This window comes from Promicromonospora sp. MS192 (genome assembly GCF_049532985.1).
GTDB lineage: Bacteria > Actinomycetota > Actinomycetes > Actinomycetales > Cellulomonadaceae > Promicromonospora.
In genome coordinates, this window is the sequence record NZ_CP186693.1 from 296,619 (window position 1) to 313,079 (window position 16,461).

13 protein-coding genes are annotated in these 16,461 nt (G+C 76.1%); 9 read left to right on the forward strand and 4 right to left on the reverse strand.

The features are described from left to right. The first annotated feature begins 46 nt into the window (after nucleotides 1-46). Nucleotides 47-478 (forward strand): hypothetical protein, encoded by a 432-nt coding sequence (locus ACO229_RS01315; RefSeq protein ID WP_423463468.1) that lies wholly within the window; start codon nucleotides 47-49, stop codon nucleotides 476-478. Nucleotides 479-543: 65 nt separating this feature from the next. Here the strand turns inward: ACO229_RS01315 and ACO229_RS01320 are convergent, their stop codons facing one another. After that, nucleotides 544-1,959, reverse strand: coding sequence for a hypothetical protein (locus ACO229_RS01320; RefSeq protein WP_423463469.1), 1,416 nt, complete (start codon nucleotides 1,957-1,959; stop codon nucleotides 544-546). 101 nt (nucleotides 1,960-2,060) lie between these two features. Between ACO229_RS01320 and ACO229_RS01325 the strand changes: the two genes are divergently transcribed. Beyond that, nucleotides 2,061-3,344: a glycosyltransferase gene (locus ACO229_RS01325; protein ID WP_423463470.1), complete on the forward strand. Its 1,284-nt coding sequence runs from the start codon at nucleotides 2,061-2,063 to the stop codon at nucleotides 3,342-3,344. A gap of 17 nt (nucleotides 3,345-3,361) precedes the next feature. On the opposite strand, the gene ACO229_RS01330 is transcribed toward ACO229_RS01325, so the two are convergent. Next, entirely contained in the window at nucleotides 3,362-4,840 is a 1,479-nt protein-coding gene (locus ACO229_RS01330; protein WP_423463471.1) for a hypothetical protein, read from the reverse strand. Nucleotides 4,841-4,981: 141 nt separating this feature from the next. On the opposite strand from ACO229_RS01330, the gene ACO229_RS01335 reads away from it, so the two are divergent. The 5 genes from ACO229_RS01335 (at nucleotide 4,982) to ACO229_RS01355 (ending at nucleotide 11,314) form a co-directional block, all read left to right on the forward strand. Next, on the forward strand, nucleotides 4,982-6,424 hold the full coding sequence (locus tag ACO229_RS01335) for a condensation domain-containing protein (RefSeq protein WP_423463472.1): 1,443 nt from the start codon (nucleotides 4,982-4,984) through the stop codon (nucleotides 6,422-6,424). After that, complete coding sequence (locus ACO229_RS01340) at nucleotides 6,421-7,986, forward strand: hypothetical protein (protein ID WP_423463473.1); 1,566 nt, start codon at nucleotides 6,421-6,423, stop codon at nucleotides 7,984-7,986. The genes ACO229_RS01335 and ACO229_RS01340 overlap by 4 nt, the downstream gene beginning before the upstream one ends. Then, complete coding sequence (locus ACO229_RS01345) at nucleotides 7,967-9,355, forward strand: hypothetical protein (protein ID WP_423463474.1); 1,389 nt, start codon at nucleotides 7,967-7,969, stop codon at nucleotides 9,353-9,355. The genes ACO229_RS01340 and ACO229_RS01345 overlap by 20 nt, the downstream gene beginning before the upstream one ends. A gap of 68 nt (nucleotides 9,356-9,423) precedes the next feature. Next, nucleotides 9,424-9,999: an ArsR/SmtB family transcription factor gene (locus tag ACO229_RS01350; protein ID WP_397431068.1), complete on the forward strand. Its 576-nt coding sequence runs from the start codon at nucleotides 9,424-9,426 to the stop codon at nucleotides 9,997-9,999. 49 nt (nucleotides 10,000-10,048) lie between these two features. After that, nucleotides 10,049-11,314, forward strand: coding sequence for an MFS transporter (locus ACO229_RS01355; protein ID WP_423463475.1), 1,266 nt, complete (start codon nucleotides 10,049-10,051; stop codon nucleotides 11,312-11,314). Between the two features lie 93 nt (nucleotides 11,315-11,407). Here the strand turns inward: ACO229_RS01355 and mqo are convergent, their stop codons facing one another. Beyond that, nucleotides 11,408-12,901, reverse strand: coding sequence for a malate dehydrogenase (quinone) (mqo, locus tag ACO229_RS01360; RefSeq protein ID WP_397431066.1), 1,494 nt, complete (start codon nucleotides 12,899-12,901; stop codon nucleotides 11,408-11,410). A gap of 115 nt (nucleotides 12,902-13,016) precedes the next feature. After that, nucleotides 13,017-13,856, reverse strand: a complete 840-nt coding sequence (locus ACO229_RS01365) for a helix-turn-helix transcriptional regulator (protein ID WP_397411255.1) — start codon at nucleotides 13,854-13,856, stop codon at nucleotides 13,017-13,019. A gap of 211 nt (nucleotides 13,857-14,067) precedes the next feature. Between ACO229_RS01365 and ACO229_RS01370 the strand changes: the two genes are divergently transcribed. Further along, nucleotides 14,068-15,012, forward strand: a complete 945-nt coding sequence (locus tag ACO229_RS01370; protein WP_423463476.1) for an SDR family oxidoreductase — start codon at nucleotides 14,068-14,070, stop codon at nucleotides 15,010-15,012. Between the two features lie 84 nt (nucleotides 15,013-15,096). Then, nucleotides 15,097-16,449 carry an MFS transporter gene (locus ACO229_RS01375; RefSeq protein ID WP_423463477.1) on the forward strand — a complete coding sequence of 451 codons (1,353 nt, stop codon included), beginning with the start codon at nucleotides 15,097-15,099 and terminating at the stop codon, nucleotides 16,447-16,449. Nucleotides 16,450-16,461: the final 12 nt, after the last annotated feature.

Sequence of the window (16,461 nt, forward strand, 5' to 3'; positions counted from 1 at the left end):
CCGCACCGGGAACGCCGGGGCAGTCCCTCAGTGCGGAGGCCGAGTGTTGACACGCTCTCTCGCGACCGGTGCGGTCGCGATCGTCGGGTTCCTGGTGCTCGTCGCGACCACGGAGCTCTTCTGGTTCGGGCCCCCGGCCGGCGCGCACAACGCCGGTGAGCTCTTCGCGTCGTTCGGCGGCGCGGTCCTGACGTTCCTGACCTGGTCCGTGGTCGGCTGGGGCGTCGCGCGGACGGCGCGCGCCCTGCGGCTGGCCCGCTACTCGGTGCCGATCGGCATGGCCGTGCCCGTCGCCGCGATCGTCGCCTTCGCCGTGACGATCCACCTGGACGCCTGGTCCACCGGGTTCGGCGTGCTGTCGTTCGCGGCGGCGTCGGCCGGGGTGCTGGGCACGCGGCGCCGACGGCGCCGGAGCGCGTCCGCCCCGGACCCGCTCCGGGAACCGAAGGGCCACCCACCGGTCCGCATGGCGGCCTGACGGCCCGCGGGCCCCCGCCGCTCAGCCGGCGGGCGCCGCCCGGTCGAGCGCCCTGCGGCCGGCCGTCACCAGAAGCGGACCGGCAGGCCGTGCCGGGCGTAGACCGTCTCGACCGCCGCACGCACCTGCGCGGGCTCGCCCAGGCGGTCCATGTCCAGGCCGAGCACCACGAGGGTCGCCACGCCGTCGTGCTCGGACCACCAGGAGTCCAGCCCGCCGCGCATCTGGCGCAGCCGCCCACGGGTCAGCCCCTGGGTCACCCCGCGCATGAGCACGCTGGTCGCCGGCGTGCCGAGCGGGGCCGCGAACCCCGCGGGCAGCCGGCCCAGGTTCGAGGCCAGGCAGAGCGGCGCGGTGGCGTCGCGCGCGGCACGCCGGGCGACGGCGTCCGGCACCATCTGCATGAGCGGCTTCAGCGGACCGAGGGTGTCCACGCGCGTCCCGGTCGTCAGGGCCCGGAACTCCGCGGCGGCGCTCGACCGGATCTGACCCATGTCCGCCACGACCCCCGCCCGCTCGGGCGCGGGAGTCACCGTCGTGTCGACGGCGATGGAGACGCCCGAGGTGGCGTTCGAGCGCAGGTCGTCCTTGCCGCGCAGGCTCACGGGGATCGACACGCGCACCGGCATGCCGGCCGTCGCCGCGCCCGCCGCGAGCAGGATCTCCGTGCACACCGCGATGAGCAGCGAGTTCGCCGTCCCGCCGGCGGCGTGGGCCGTGCGGTGCCAGGTCGCGGCGTCGGTGTCCACCACGACGACGGGCGGGTGGGCCGGCTGGGCGTCGTCCGACCGCGGTCCGGGGCGCGGCCGGTCCGAGGACTGCTGGGCCAGGACCGGCGGCACGGGTCCCTGCCGGGCGGCCTGCCGCAGGCCGGCGGCGGCGGCGCGCGCCTGGCCGGTCGCGTCGCGCAGGTCCGCCACGAGTCCCGTCCGGATCCGCTCGCCGTCCCGGGGCAGGCGCCGCGTGCCGGACGCCGTGAACGCCCCGCCGTCCGCCCGGAACCCGGCCGCGGCGACGGCGGCCTGGAGCGCGCCGACGTGCATCCCGCCGTCGGCCACCACGTGCGACGTGACGAAGCTGAGCACGCTGCCGCCGCTCACCGTCGGAGCCGCCGCGAGGGCCCAGGTGGGGCCGGTCTCGGGGTCGAGGTTGGCCTGGGCCTGCCGGTCCGCCCAGGTGAGCACGGCGTCGTCGCGCACGGGGGTGGCCTCGATCGTCGGGTCCAGCGACACGGCGGACGCCGACCACCGGGCGCGCGCCCCGGGCAGCCGGCCGGGCCGGACCACGCGCTGGAGCGGGCCGTCGGCCAGCCCGCGGTGCAGGGCCTGCACGGCGCGCGGCTCCAGCGGCACCGGAAGGCGCCACACGGTCTGGTTCACGACGGCGACGCCGAGCACCCGACGGGTGCGCAGGAAGAGGTCGTCGTCGTAGGTGAGGCGGTTGGTCGCCGCAGGGTCGGTGATGGTCGCTGGGCTGGTCACGGGGCCTCCGGTGCGGGGCGGGCGAGGAACGGTCGGGCGGGCGCGGGTGCGGTGGCGGGTGAAAGTGACACGAGGTCGTGGCGGGTGGGTAGGGTGCGCGCGTGCGTCACGTCATGGCCCTGGTGGGCAGTCGAGGAGATGTCCAGCCGGCGCTCGCGGTCGCGCTGGAGCTGCGTCGGCGCGGGCACGAGGTGGTGACCGGTGTCGCGCCCAACCTCCTGCCGCTCGCGCAGCGGCTGGGGCTCGACCCGGTGCCGCTGGGCATCGACTCGGCGGCGCTGCTGGGGTCCGACCTGGTGCGCCGCGACATGCGCTCCGCCCGTCCGGTGCGCCGGGTGCGCGCCCTGCGCGCGGTGGCGGCGGCCGGCTGGGACGAGCTGCGGACCGGCCTGACGGCCCTGCTCGACGACGTCGGCGGCGCCGACACGGTCGTGACCGGCCTGCTGGGGCAGGAGGTGGCCGCGGCGGTGGCCGAACGGCGCGGGCTGCGCACCGCCGCGCTGCACTACTGCCCGGTGCGGGCCAACGGCGTGGTGTCGCCCGTCAGCGGCGTGCGCGGGCCTCGGGCCACGCGGACGGCCTGGGTGCTGGGGGAACGCGTGCGGTGGAGCCTGACCCGCCGCGCGGAGAACGCGCAGCGCGCCGCCCTCGGCCTGCCGGGCACCCGCGTGCACCTGCCCACCCGGCTCCGGGAGGCCGGCGGCGTGGAGATCCAGGCGTACGACCCGGCACTGGTGCCCGGGCTGGCCGCCGAGTGGGGGCCGCGCCGCCCGTTCACGGGCTTCCTGGCCCTCGACGACGCCGCCCGCGCCCGCCTCGGGGAGTCCGGTTCGGGGCCCGACGCCGGCCTCGACGCCTGGCTCGACGCCGGGGACCCGCCCGTCTACGTCGGCTTCGGCTCCATGCCCGTGGCCGACCCGCCCGCGCTGGTGGCCGCCGTGGAGGCAGCGTGCGCGGAGCTCGGGGTGCGGGCGCTGGTCAGCGCCGGGTGGAACGACTTCTCGGGGGCGCACGGTACGGACGGGCGACGGGTCCGACTGGTCGGCGCCGTGGACCACGCCGCCGTGCTGCCCCGCTGCCGGGCCGCCGTGCACCACGGCGGGGCGGGCACCACCGGGGCGGTGCTGCGGGCGGGGCTGCCCGCCGTGGTCGGCTGGTACTCGGCCGACCAGCCCCTGTGGGGCGACCTGCTGCGCGGGGCCGGCGTCGGGGTCGCGCGCCGCGCGAGCACGCTGACCCGGCCGGGCGTCCTGACCGGTGCGCTGGCCGAGGTGCTCGACGACGCCACCGCCGCCCGCGCCGCCGCCCTCGGGGCGCGGCTCGTGCCCGCCGCCCGGGCCGTCGCGGCGGCCGCGGACGCGATCGACGGCGGCACGCGGGACTGACCGCCGCCCGGCCGCGCTCACCACGGCACCGCGGGCAGCCGCCAGGCACCGGCCTCCGTGAGCACGAGGTCGCGCAGCACGGCGGCGTCGGCCACGCGGTCCGGGTCGAGGGCCGCGACGCTGAGCGTCGTCGTCGGGCCCACCGTGGTGCAGAAGGCGACCAGCCCGCCGCCGGCCGCGCGCAGCTCGGCGGCCGTGGCGCCCTGGTAGTGCGAGAGCGTCGCGACCGCGCGCACCGGACCGCCCGGCGCCTGGGTGTACCCGGCGGGCGGCTTGCCCAGGTTGGAGGCCAGCGCCGCCGCGACGGGCGGCTGCGGCAGGCGGTTGACGACCGTGTCGGGCAGCATCTGCACCAGCTCCAGCGGCACCGCGGCCGCCCCGGGCTCCGCCTGCCCGACGGCGGCGTACGCCTCCTTGGCCGCTGCCCGCACCCAGCCGAGGTCGCGCGCGGCGAGCACCTCGGCCGGCAGGGTGACCCGGGCGATCTTGGTGGAGTTGGCCCGCGGGTCGTCGGGCTCGCGGGTGGCCACCGGCAGCGCCACCGGGACGGGCTCGCCCGGGAAGCGCCCGGTGGCGTGCACCAGCCGCGCGAGGAACGCGACGAACCACGTGTTGGGCGTGCCGCCGCGCTCGGCGGCCGCCTCGGCCACGCGGTCGGACGGGAGCTCGACGTGGAGCACCGGCACGCGCCAGGCGGGGTCCGGCACGGGGCTGCCCGTGGGCTCCGGCGCGGGCTGACCGGCGGGCGCGGGCGCGGCGGCCGGCTCCACTGCGGCCCCCGTGCCGGCGCCGGCCCTCCCGTCGGCGCCGGCCGCCGTGCCCGCGTCCACCTCCGCGGCCCGGCGCTCACGGGCCGCCTGCCGGGCCCGCGCCTGGGCCCAGCGGGCGACGGCCGCGGCCTGCCCGGCGGCGTCGGCGGCGTCGGCGAGCAGCGCGCGGCCCCCGCGCTCGGGCGGGGGGACGACGATCGGGTCGGCGCGGGTCGAGGCGCGCACCAGGGCGTCGATCAGGGCGGCCCCGTCCGCGACCGCGTGCGCGCAGGTCAGGGAGACGATCCCGCCGACCACGGCACCGTCGTCGTCCCCGGCTGCCACGAGGTCCGCGGCGGCCAGCCGCCACGACCGGCCGCGGGCGGGGTCCAGGGGCACGTCGGCCTGGGCCAGGGCCCACGAGCCGATGCCGTCGTCGGGCACGGCGGCGGTCTGGAGGTCGAGCACGGGCAGGGTTCCCGCGGGCGCCCACCGGTGCCGGGCGCCGGGCACCCGGGCGCGGACCACGCGGCGGTGCAGCGCCCCGGCGGCGATGCCCTCGGCCAGGTCACGCAGGCGATCGGCGTCGTAGGGGCCGTCCAGGCGCCACAGCACCTGGTTCACCGCGGGGCTCGCGGCGCCGTCGTGCCGGCGCAGGAACATGTCGTCGGCGAACTGCAGGCGCAGCGCGGATGGCGGGTGGGTCACGCTCGGCTCCCGTCCGGGCTCGGGCACGGTCGTCTTCAAGTGGCAGACCATACCCGGCATATCCGGGGGGACTAACTTTCACCCGGCATATCCGGTATAAAGGTCGCCGCAAGGGGACCGCGGAACTCGTCCGACGTCGTGCTGGCCGTGCCCACACAACGATTCGAGGGGCACGCACGTATGGAATACACCGAGCTGTCGGCCTACGACCTGCCGGCCGGGACCGTGACGTCGTGGACACCGCGGGCCGATGCCGGACGCTGGCAGCAGGACCCGCGCGACCTGTCCCCGGGCCACGAGGCCCACCTGCGCGACTCCGAGCCGGGCTCGTGGATCGGCTCCGTGCTGCGGGTCCCCGGCCCGTACGAGCCGGAGTCCCTGCGGCGGGCGATCCACGCCTGGATGAGCCGTCACGAGGTGCTGCGCACCACCGTCACGCGGGACGGGACCGGCTGGCGCCGGGTCACCGCGCCGGCCGAGGCGGTCACCGTCCGGGACCTCGTGGTGGGCGACCTGAGCGCCGGCCAGGTGGCCGCGCTGCTGCCCAGCCTGCTCGCCGACGTCTCGCCCACGGCCTGGCCGCACTGCGTGCTGGCGAGCGTCGTGCCGGAACCCGGCGCCTTGGACGGTGCCGGCTTCGTGCTCGCCTTCGGCGCCGACCACTCGGTCATGGACGCCTACTCCCAGCTCCTCTGGTTCGAGGAGATCGTCTCGCTCTATGACGCCGCCCGCCGCGGCGTGCCCGACGCCGAGCTGCGTGCGCTGGAGGTGGGCTCCCACGTCGACTTCTCCGCCGAGGACCGCAAGCTCGCCATGACGCTCGCCCGCGAGGGCGAACCCGTGCGCCGCTGGCTCGACTTCCTCGGCCCGGACGCGGCCTTCCCGCGCTACGCCGGCATCACGCGCCCCGCCGCCGACGCCGCCGAGGCGGCCCGCCCGCAGGCGTCCCGGTCGGAATGGCTCGCGAGCGCGGACCAGACCGACGACCTCAGCGCCCGCAGCCGCGCCCGCGGGGCGTCCGCCCAGTCGGGTGTGCTGGCGGCGTTCGCGCACGCCGCGCGCCGGGTGCACGGTCTGGACCGGCTCCGGTTCGTGCTGCCGATGCACACCCGGTACGCGCCCCAGCACGCGTCCGCCGTCGGCTGGTACGTGGGCCTGTGCCCCGTGGACCTCGACCTGAGCGGCACCGGCCCGCTGCTGCGCGACGTCGACGGCCGGCCCGGACCCGCCCGGGTGCTCGACGGCGACGCGCTGACCACCGCGGTCGAGCGCGTGCACGCCGCCGTCTCGGCGGGCAAGCCCCTGGTGCGCTACTCGTTCGCGCGGGTCGCGGAGCTGGGCGGCATCGCCGACAGCCCGCACTTCGCGGTGTCCTACGTCGACACCCGGTTCGTGCCCGGGGCCGAGCGCTGGAGCTCCTGGGCCGCCCGCACCCTGCGCAGCCCCGCCTACGGCACCGACGAGCTCTACCTCTGGTTCCTGCGCACCCACGACGGGCTCAACGTGTCCACCCGGTACCCGGACACCCCCCAGGCGCACGCCGCGATGGACGCCCTGGTCGCGGAGCTGCGCACCGTGCTGCGGGCCTTCGGGGCCGCCGGCCTGCGGGAGGCGGTCGCATGATCCTCGGCGCCATGGGCACGTGGACGACGGCACCCGGCCAGGTGCTGCACGTCCGGCCGACGGCAGCCGCGCTCGCCGCCGCGGCGTCCGCCCCGGTGGACCCCGGCCCGCCGTCGTTCCTGCAGGGCGACCACCTGCGCGCCTACGCGGCGCGCCGGTCCTCCGGCGGGCGGCACCGGGCCTGGACCGGCACCGCCACCCGTCTCGGCGGACCGTTCGACGGCGCCGCCCTCGCGCGGGCGCTGACCCGGTTCGTGCGGCGGCACGAGGGCCTGCGCACCTGGTTCGACGTCGACGCCTGCGCCACCGGCGGGGACCCGGTGCGGCACCTGGTGCCGGCGGACGCCGTGGGCTTCGAGGTCGTGGACGTCCCCGCGTTCTCGCCGGCCCCCGGCCGGTCGTGGGACGAGTGGCTGACCGGCCACCTCACCGCGACGTTCGACGCCGCCTGCCGGCCCGACGGGTGGGCGCCCTTCGCGCTCGGCGCCGTCGTCACGGACGACGGCTTCGGCCTGTTCTGGGGGTGCGACCACGCCTTCACCGACGGCGCGTCCCAGCTCATGGTGCTCAGCGAGCTCGAGGAGCTGTACGGGCAGGAGCTCGGTGCGCTCGACGCCGCTGCTCCGGAACTCGCCGCTGGGGAACCCGCTGCTCCGGAGCCCGCGACCGCCGGCTCGTTCCTCGACCACGCGCGCGCGGAGCACGCGCTCGCCGCGGCGACGCCGCCCGACGCCCCGGAGATCCGGGCCTGGGCCGACGCGGTGACCGCGCACGGCGGGCGCCTGCCCCGGTTCGCGCTCGACCTCGGCCTCGCGCCGGGGGAGACGGCACCCGTCCGGATCCGCTCCACGACGCTCCTTGATGCCGGCGGGCTCGCGCGGCTGGACGAGCTGGCCGCCGCGCACGGCGCGCGGTTCACCGGCGCGGTGTTCGCGGGGATCGCCCTCACCGACGCGCGGCTGACCGGCGCCACCGACTGGTTCGGGGTCACCGTGGTGGGTTCGCGGGGTCCGGGCTGCGAGACCGCGCAGGGCTGGCTGTGCAACTTCGCCCCGGTCGCCTTCCCGGTGGCCGGCGGGGGCGCCCCGGCGTCGTTCACCGACGTGCTGCCGGCGGCGGACGCCGCGTTCCGCAGCGCGCGCAAGGTCGCGGCGGTGCCGGTGCACGCCGCGCTCGGCGTCATGCTCGCGGGCGGCGTGCTCGACCCGGCCTCGCTCGGCAGCCCGCAGCTCATCAGCTACCTCGACCTGCGGCGCTTTCCCGGCGCGGGGCGGCCCGCGTACGACAACGGCCTGCACTTCACGGGGGAGGGCCGTACCGCGAACGCCTCGCTGTGGGTCAACCGGGACCACGAGCGGCTCTACGTCGTGATGCAGACCCCGGACGTCCCCTCGGCGCAGGCGGCGGCCGACCGGTACGTGGCCGAGCTGACCGCGACGTTCGAGGCCGCGGTGGGCGGTGCCGCCGGGGCGGCCGTGGGTGGCGCGGCTGCCGGAGGCGCGGCTGCCGGCGGCGCGGGGGTCGAGCGCCTGGAGGCGACCGGTGCGGGTTCTCTCGGCTGACCTCTGGGAGCCGGCGCCGGGCCAGGTGGTCACCTGGGACGTCACGCCGGGGGCGGGGCACGTGCCGGAACCGGCGGTGCCCACCTACAACCAGCGCAACCACCTGCTCGGCGCCCGCGGGGGCGAGCCGAGCGTGTGGATCGCCGCCGCGTTCGACGTCGCGGGCCCCGTGGACCGTGCCGCGCTGGAGGGGGCCTTCCGCGACCTGGTGGCGGCCCACCCGGGCCTGCGGGTCGAGGCGGTGCGGCGCCCCGACCCGGAGGCCGTGGGGCTGGTGCGGCACGACGCCGACGCGCTGGCCTGGCGTCCGCACGAGGGCCCGGTCACCCGGACGGCCGACGAGACCCGGGCACACCTGGTGGCCGAGCTGTCCCGGCGGTGCGCGCCGTTCGGCTACCCCGCGTTCCTGCCCGCCGCGATCAGCCGGGCGGACCGGTCCACGGTCGTGCTCGGCCTGGACCACCTGCACACGGACGCCTGGTCGACCACGGTGATCGTGGACGAGCTGGCCGCCCGGTACGCCGAGCGCGCCGACGGCGCCCGCGTGGCCGTCCGCCCCGCCCGTCTCCTTCCCGCCGATCCGGCCGCCCTCCCGTCCGTGGGCGCCGACGACCCGCGCCTGGCGACCTGGCACGGCTTCCTGCGCGAGCGGGACTGGGCGCTGCCCACGTTCCCGCTGCCGCTCGGCGTGCCCCACGGCGAACGGGCGCCACAGCGCACGGTCGTGCGCACGCTGGCCGACGCCGCGACCGCCGGCGCCGTCGCCGCCCGGGCCCGCTCGGCGGGTGCGTCGACGTCGGCGGCCGTGCTGGTCACGCTCGCCCGCGCGATGGCGGACCTGGGCGGGCCGGCGACGCTGGAGACCCTGCTGCCCGTGCACACCCGTGCGGACGACGCCGCGCGGCGCTCGGTCGGGTGGCACACCACCACGGTGCCGCTGCGGATCGACTCCGGCACCGGGCACCCGTCCGCGCGGGCCTGGGCCGCACCCGCGGGGGACGCGCAACGCACCGTGCCGGACACCGCGCTGGCCGAGACCGGCAAGGCGCTGCGGGCGGCGCGCGAGCTGGCCGCGGTACCGCTGGAACAGGTCGTCGGGACGCTGCCGCAGCCGCTGCGGTTCCCGCGCAGGGACATCTTCCAGGTGTCCTACCTGGACTACCGGCGGCTGCCCGGCCACGCGGCGGCCGCCGTGAGCCGCGCGCACCACGTGTCGGCCGCGACCCGGGCCGACGACCTCCAGGTCTGGGTCTCCCGCACGGACGACGGCCTCGCCGTCCGCGCCCGCATGCCCCGCACCGCCACGGCGACACAGGTGGTCGACGCGCTGCTGGACCGCTGGGCCACGATCCTGGCCGATCTGGGCTGACCGCCGGGTGCACGGGCCGGGCACGGTCGGAGGCGACGGCGCCCGGACCGCCGTCCTACCCTGCCTCCATGCCTACCCACGACGTCCGCACGCTCACCGAGGCCAGGGCTGTCGCGGCCCTGGCCAACCCGGCTCGCTCCCGCCTCCTCGACTCGCTGACGGCCGAGGGGCCGGCCACCGCGTCGGTGCTGGCCGAGCGGACGGGGCTCGCCGTCGGGAGCATCAGCCACCACATGAAGGTGCTGGCGTCCGCCGGGCTCGTCGAGGAGGCGCCGGACCTGGCCCGCGACCGGCGTGAACGCTGGTGGCGCCGGGCGGCGCGGTCCATCACCTGGGGCCGGTCCACGCTGCCGCCCGACGCGGAGAGCCAGCGGCAGGCCGTGGCCGCCGAGGAGTTCATGCTGGCGCGGCAGGTCGAGCGGGCGCGCGCCTGGCTGGAACGCCCCGAGCAGGACGACGAGTGGACCAGGGCCGAGCTCTCCACGGACAGCTGGCTGCGCCTCACCCCGGACGAGCTGCAGGAGCTGACCGACGAGGTCAACGACCTCGTGCGGCGGTGGAAGGAGCGGGGAAGCACGGGGCAGGCCGAGGGGAGGGCTGAGCACGTGTTCCTCTTCGCGCGGGCGTTCCCGTCCCGCCCCTAGTTCGACAAGGGCTGTTGTACAAGAACTCTTGTATATATAGTCTGGCCGCATGACGACGATCGCGCCCTCGCGGGCGGTCCTGCCCCTCGCGCGCAACCGGGCCTTCGGCCTCCTGTGGCTGGGCGAGGGCGTCAGCGTGGTCGGCAACGCGACGACCTCGGCGCTCCTGCCGCTGCTCGCAGTGACGCAGCTCGACGCCGGACCCGCCTGGATGGGCCTGATCACCGCCGCGGCCTGGCTGCCCTGGCTCGTCATCGGGCTGCCGGTCGGCGCGTGGGTCGACCGGCTCCCCGCCCGGGCGGTGATGATCGCCGCCAACCTGGCCGCCGCGGTCTCGCTCGGGAGCGTGCCGGTGGCGTTCGCGCTCGGTGCCCTCACCCTGGTCCAGGTCGCCGTGGTGGCCCTGGTGGGCGGCGTCTGCACCGTGTTCTTCCGCACCGCCTACCAGGTGTTCCTGCCCGAGGTGGTGCCTGCCGGCCAGCTCGAGGCGGCGAACGCACGGCTCTTCGGCACCGAGTCCGCGGCGAACGTGGCCGGCCCCGGCCTCGGTGGCCTGCTGGCCCAGTGGCTGACGGCGGCGGTCGGGCTCGCGCTCGACGCCGCCACGTTCCTCTGGTCGGCGGTGTGCCTGTGGCGCATCCGGGTGGCGCGCCCGGCCGCCGCGGAGCCCGGTCCGGCCGGGTCGCTCGCGGCGCGGATCCGGGAGGGCGTGGACCTGGTCCGCCGCGACCGCTACATCCCGTGGCTCGTGGGCATGGGCGGGGCGTCGAACTTCGGGCTGACCGGGTACGGGGCGCTCCTGGTCCTGTTCCTGGTGCGCGACCTCGGGCTCACGGAGGCCGGGGTCGGCGCGGTGCTCGCGGCGGCCGGGGCCGGTGGCGTGCTCGGCGCCGTCGTCGCGCCGTTCCTGAGCACGCGCCTCGGCAGCGGGCGGGCCTCCACCGTCCTGCTCGTGCTCTCCGGCCCGGCGGCCCTTCTGGTGGGTGCCGGCCTGCCGGGCTGGGGCGCGGCGATCAGCGGGGCCGGCGGGTTCCTGGTCGGCCTGTGCGTGGTGTCGGGCAACGTGATCCGCAACGCGTGGCGCCTGCGCTACGTGCCCGCCGGCCTGCGGGGGCGCGTGATGACGGTGATGCAGGTGGTGAACTTCGGCACCATGCCGGTGGCGGGCGTGGTCGCGGGGTGGCTCGGCGGGGTGCTCGGCGTCCGCGAGACCATCCTGCTCATGGCGGCGGTGCACTGCCTCGCCACGTGGAGCGTGCTGGTCTCGCCGCTGGCCAGGCTGCGCGCCCTCCCGGAAGGCCCCCTGGGCGGCTGACGCCCCACGGCGTCCGACGACGAACGCGGGGGTAGTTGCGCTCTCGGTCCGGAGAGCGCAACTACCCCCGCGTTCGTGCGGGCCGGGAGGCGGTCAGGCGCCCGCGGTGACCTTCTCCGCCGCGGTGAGCTGCGCGGTGTCGTAGTCCGCGCCGCCGCCGAGGCTCGGCATCATCGAGGTGAGCTGCGGCTTCCACGTCGCGTAGTTCTCGGGGAAGCAGCGCTCCAGCAGGCCGGTCATGGCGGAGACGGCGGTCGAGGCGCCCGGCGAGGCGCCGAGCAGGCCGGCGATGGTGCCGTCGGCGGAGGCCACGACCTCGGTGCCGAACTCCAGCACGCCGCCCTTGCCCTTGACCCACTTGATGACCTGGACGCGCTGGCCGGCGGTGATCTTCTCCCAGTCGGCCGGCTGCGCCGTCGGCATGAACCGCTGCAGCTCGTGGAACTTGGTCTCCGGCGCGGCCGCGACCTGGCCGATGAGGTAGCCGGTGAGGTCGAGGTTCTTCACGCCGGCGCCCAGCATCGAGAACACGTTGTGCAGGCGCAGCGACGTGATCAGGCCCAGGTACTTGCCCTTCTTGAGGTACTTGGGGCTGAACCCGGCGTACGGGCCGAACATGAGGTAGCCCTTGCCGTCCACGATGCGGGTGTCCAGGTGGGGCACGGACATCGGCGGGGCGCCGACGTCGGCCTTGCCGTAGACCTTCGCGTTGTGCTGGGCCACGAGCTCGGGGTTCGCGGTGCGCAGGAACTCGCCGGAGATCGGGAAGCCGCCGTACCCGCGGGCCTCCTTGATGCCCGAGGCCTGCAGCAGCGGCAGCGCGCCGCCGCCGGCACCGACGAAGACGAACTTCGCGGTGACGGTGCGGCGCCGGGTGCCGGCGTTCCAGGTGCGGTCGTTCAGGGTCAGGCGCCAGCGGCCGTCCCGGAGCTTCTTGAGGCCGCGCACCTCGTGGTTCAGGTGCAGCTCGGTGTTGTGGGCGGTGGCGAAGCCGATCAGCTTGCGGGTCAGGGAGCCGAAGTCGACGTCGGTGCCCGCGGCGGCACGGGTGGCGGCGATCGGCTCGTCGGCGTCGCGCTCGAGGGTCATCAGCGGGGCCCACGTGCCGATGACGGCGGGGTCGGTGCTGAACTCCATGTCGCTGAACAGCGGGTGGGCGCTGAGAGCGTCGTAGCGGCGGCGCAGGAAGTCGACGTTCTCGGCGCCGCGCACGAACGTCATGTGCGGGGTGACGTTGATGAAGTCGGTGCCCTCCATCAGGCCGGCGGTGAGCAGGTGGTTCCAGAACTCGCGGGAGGTGTGGAACTGCTCGTTGATCTTCACCGCCTTGGAGATGTCCACGGAGCCGTCCTTGCGCTCCGGCGTGTAGTTCAGCTCGCAGAGCGCGGAGTGGCCGGTGCCCGCGTTGTTCCACGGGTTCGACGACTCGAGCGCGACCTCGTCGAGGCGCTCGTAGATCCCGATACGCCAGGTCGGCTCCAGGATCGTGAGCAGCGCGCCGAGGGTGGCGCTCATGATCCCTCCGCCGATCAGCGCGACGTCGACCTCTTCGGAAGGACGCGGGGCTGTCTGGAGGTATGAAGTCACGGCAAGAACGATAGCGGGCTTGTGAAAAGCGGAACGAGCGCTGTGGCATGAATCACGTGATACGCGCCGTGACGTCTCTCACTCGGCGGCCGTCCGGCGCGGCCGCCCGGCGGTCTCAGCGCACCGGCTGCGGGGCCAGGACCGACAGGAGCTGGAGCTTCTCGTGGCTCTCGCTGCCCGGTACGGCGGTGTACACCATCAGGGAGTGCACCTGGCCCGGGTCGACCAGCCGCTGGCAGTTCAGCTCGAGCGCCCCCACCTCGGGGTGCACGAAGTGCTTGACCTCGTGCGGGCGCACCCCGATCTCGTGCGCCTCCCACACCTCGCGGAACTCCTCGCTCTGCTTCAGCAGCAGGGCGGCGAGCTCCGCGGCGCGCGACTGCGGACCCCGCATGGTCACCAGCTCGCGCAGCCCCGAGGCGTACATCCGCGTCAGGAAGGCGTGCTCGTCCGGTGCGTAGAGGTCGCGCGCCCCGGGGTCGGTGAACCAGCGGTACCCGGCACTGCGGGCCGGACCGGTGAACTCGGTGGTGCACCCGGTCAGCGCCACGCCCATCGGTGTCTGGCGCAACGTCTCGCCCAGCTCGGTGACGATCTCGGCGGGCGTGTCGTCGAGCCGGTCCAGGATGCGCAGCAGGCCCGGGCTGATGTGCGCGCTGGTGCTGCCGCGCGGCGGCGGGTTGTGGCCGGCCAGCCGGAACAGGTGGTCACGCTCGTCGAGCGACAGGTGCAGTCCCTGCGCGATGGACGCGATCATCTGCTCGGACGGCTGCGGGCCACGCTCCCGCTCGAGCCGGGAGTAGTAGTCGGTCGACATGTTGCACAGCACGGCGACCTCCTCGCGGCGCAGCCCGTTCGTCCGCCGACGCCGGCCTCGCGGCATGCCCACGTCCTCGGGCTGGAGCTGCTCACGGCGTCGGCGGAGGAACTCCGCCAGCCCGGTGCGATCGATCACGGTGTCCCTCTCGTCGAGTCCTGCCTCGTTTCTACCTCCTGCCCGGCGGTCCAGCCACGGCCCGTCGATCCCCCCATACGGCGTGAGCGGTGGCCGGGCGAGCCTGTGATCGTCGGGTCCTGGATAGGTCCTGGCGCCCCGCCGAGGATCGGTGCCGTGGCCCGAGCGGGCCGCGAGCACCACGACAGCCGTCACGGCAGGGAGCAGAACAATGCCACGCACACCGATCGACATCACCGTCCCGGACCTGACCGGCAGGCGCGCCGTGGTCACCGGCGCCAGCGACGGCATGGGCCTGGGCATCGCCGCACGGCTCGCCGCCGCGGGCGCCGAGGTGGTCATGCCCGTCCGCAACCCCGCCAAGGGCGAGGCCGCCATGACGCGGATCCGGCGGGTCGCGCCGGGCGCGCGGGTCTCGCTGCGCAGCCTCGACCTGTCCTCGCTGGAGAGCGTCGCGGCACTGGGCGAGACCCTCCGCGGGGAGGGCGACCCGATCCATCTCCTCGTCAACAACGCCGGCGTGATGCGGCCGCCCCGGCGCCTGACGACTGCCGACGGGTTCGAGCTGCAGCTCGGCACCAACCACCTGGGGCACGTCGCGCTCGTCGGCCAGCTCATGCCGCTGCTGCGGGACGGCGGCGCCCGGGTGACGTCGCAGGTCAGCGTCGCCTCGGCGAGCGGCTCCATGCACTGGGACGACCTGAACTGGGAACGGTCGTACGACGTCATGCGGGCCTACCGGCAGTCCAAGATCGCCCTCGGCCTGTTCGGCCTGGAGCTCCAGCGACGCAGCGAGGCCCACGGCTGGGGCATCACCAGCAACCTGTCGCACCCCGGCGTGGCGCCCACCAGCCTGCTGGCCGCGCGGCCGGAGCTCGGCCGCGGTCAGGACACGCCCCACATCCGGCGGATCCGCTGGCTCTCCGAGCACGGGATCCTCCTGGGCACCGCGGAGACCGCGGGCCTGCCCGCGCTCATGGCCGCCACCGACCCGGCCGCCCGGCCCGGCGCCCTGTACGGGCCCAGCGGCCCCGGCACCCTGGGCGGCCCGCCCGCCGAGCAGCGGATGCACCGCCCGCTGCGCAGCCTCACCGAGGCGGCCCGGGTGTGGCGCGTCTCCGAGGAACTGACCAAGGTGGCTCTCCCGGCCGCCTGACCGGTGCGCGCCGAGCAGCGCCCGCCCGAGCAGCCCCGCCCCCGAGTACCCGACCCGAACACGTCGAGCCCCCAGGAGCAGCCCATGAGTTCCGTCCCCCGTCCCGCCGCCCGCCCCCGGAGCCCGTGGTGGGTGGTGGTCGGCGCGGGCACCGCGAACGCCGTCGGCCCGCAGCTCTACCTGGCCACCACCGGCGTGTTCGTGCTGCCGATCGTCGAGGACACCGGCTTCAGCCGCACGACGGTGACCGGCGCGTACTCCGTGGCCGCGGTCGGCATGGTGATCGGGCTGATCGTGGTCAGCCGGCTCGTGGACCGGTACGCCGCGCGGTACATCCTCGTGCCGTCGTTCGTGCTCTTCGCGGCCTCGATGGCCACGATCGGCCTGACGCCGCCCGTCGAGGCCGTCTACTTCGTGCCGTGCTTCCTCGTCGGGTTCTTCGGCGCCGGCACGGCGGTCCCGGCCACGCGCGTGGTCGTGGGCTGGTTCGACAACAACCGGGCGCTCGCCGTCGGCGTCGTGACCGGCATCATCGGCCTGGGGGCCGCGCTCGGTCCCGTGCTCGCCGGGGCGCTCATCGACAGCGTCGGCTGGCGGCAGGCCTACGCCGCCATGGGGCTCGTCGCGGCCCTGGTGTCCGTCACGATGATCGCGCTGTTCGTGCAGGGCCGTGCCGAACGGCACGTGCGCGGACGCCTGGTCGCCGAGACCCAGGCCGGCGACCGCGACGTGCGCCTCGAGCTGCCTGGTCTCACGTTCGCCGAGGCGCTGCGCACCCGGCAGTTCTGGGGCATCGCGCTCGGGCTGGGCATGGTCGGCGTGGTCGTGGTGGGGCTGCAGGTGCACCTCGTGCCGATGATGACCGACCGCGGCCTGAGCGCCGACCAGGCGGCCCAGCTCCTGGTCGTCTTCGGCCTGGCCTCGCTCGTGGGGCGCGTCCTGGGCGGCATCGTCATCGACCGCGTGCACGGCGCGATCGTCGGCCCGGTCGTGATGCTCGCCCCCATCGTCGGCATGCTCTTCCTGTACCCGCCGTTCCCCACGGCGGCCGTGGCGGTCGCGTTCATCGGCATCGCGTTCGGTATCGAGGGCGACCTGCTCGCCCTGCTCATCACGCGGTACCTCGGCATGCGCAGCTTCGGCCAGATCGTGGGCCCGGTCCAGGCCGTGTTCATCCTGGGCAGCGCCTTCGGCCCGCTGCTCCTCGGGCTCGGGTACGACGAGCTCGGCTCCTACGACCCGGTCATCCCGGTGCTGATGGGCGTCCTGGTGACCGGCGCCGTGCTCATCGGCACCCTGGGCCCGTACGTCTACCCCGCGGTGCGCGGCTTCGACCGCCTCGCGGCCCGCGACGAGCTGGCGGCGGCCGAGGTGCTCAGCGACCTCGCCGGGGGAGAGGGCGAGCGGGTCGTGCCGGGGGTGCGGCAGGCGTCCTGACCCCCCGGCCGG

What these genes read in the sequence shown, in the direction of transcription:
- ACO229_RS01335 (WP_423463472.1), top strand. Translation starts at nt 4,982, where the DNA reads ATGGAATACACCGAGCTGTCGGCCTACGACCTGCCGGCCGGGACCGTG.
- ACO229_RS01340 (WP_423463473.1), top strand. Translation starts at nt 6,421, where the DNA reads ATGATCCTCGGCGCCATGGGCACGTGGACGACGGCACCCGGCCAGGTG.
- ACO229_RS01350 (WP_397431068.1), top strand. Translation starts at nt 9,424, where the DNA reads ATGCCTACCCACGACGTCCGCACGCTCACCGAGGCCAGGGCTGTCGCG.
- ACO229_RS01355 (WP_423463475.1), top strand. Translation starts at nt 10,049, where the DNA reads ATGACGACGATCGCGCCCTCGCGGGCGGTCCTGCCCCTCGCGCGCAAC.
- ACO229_RS01370 (WP_423463476.1), top strand. Translation starts at nt 14,068, where the DNA reads ATGCCACGCACACCGATCGACATCACCGTCCCGGACCTGACCGGCAGG.
- ACO229_RS01375 (WP_423463477.1), top strand. Translation starts at nt 15,097, where the DNA reads ATGAGTTCCGTCCCCCGTCCCGCCGCCCGCCCCCGGAGCCCGTGGTGG.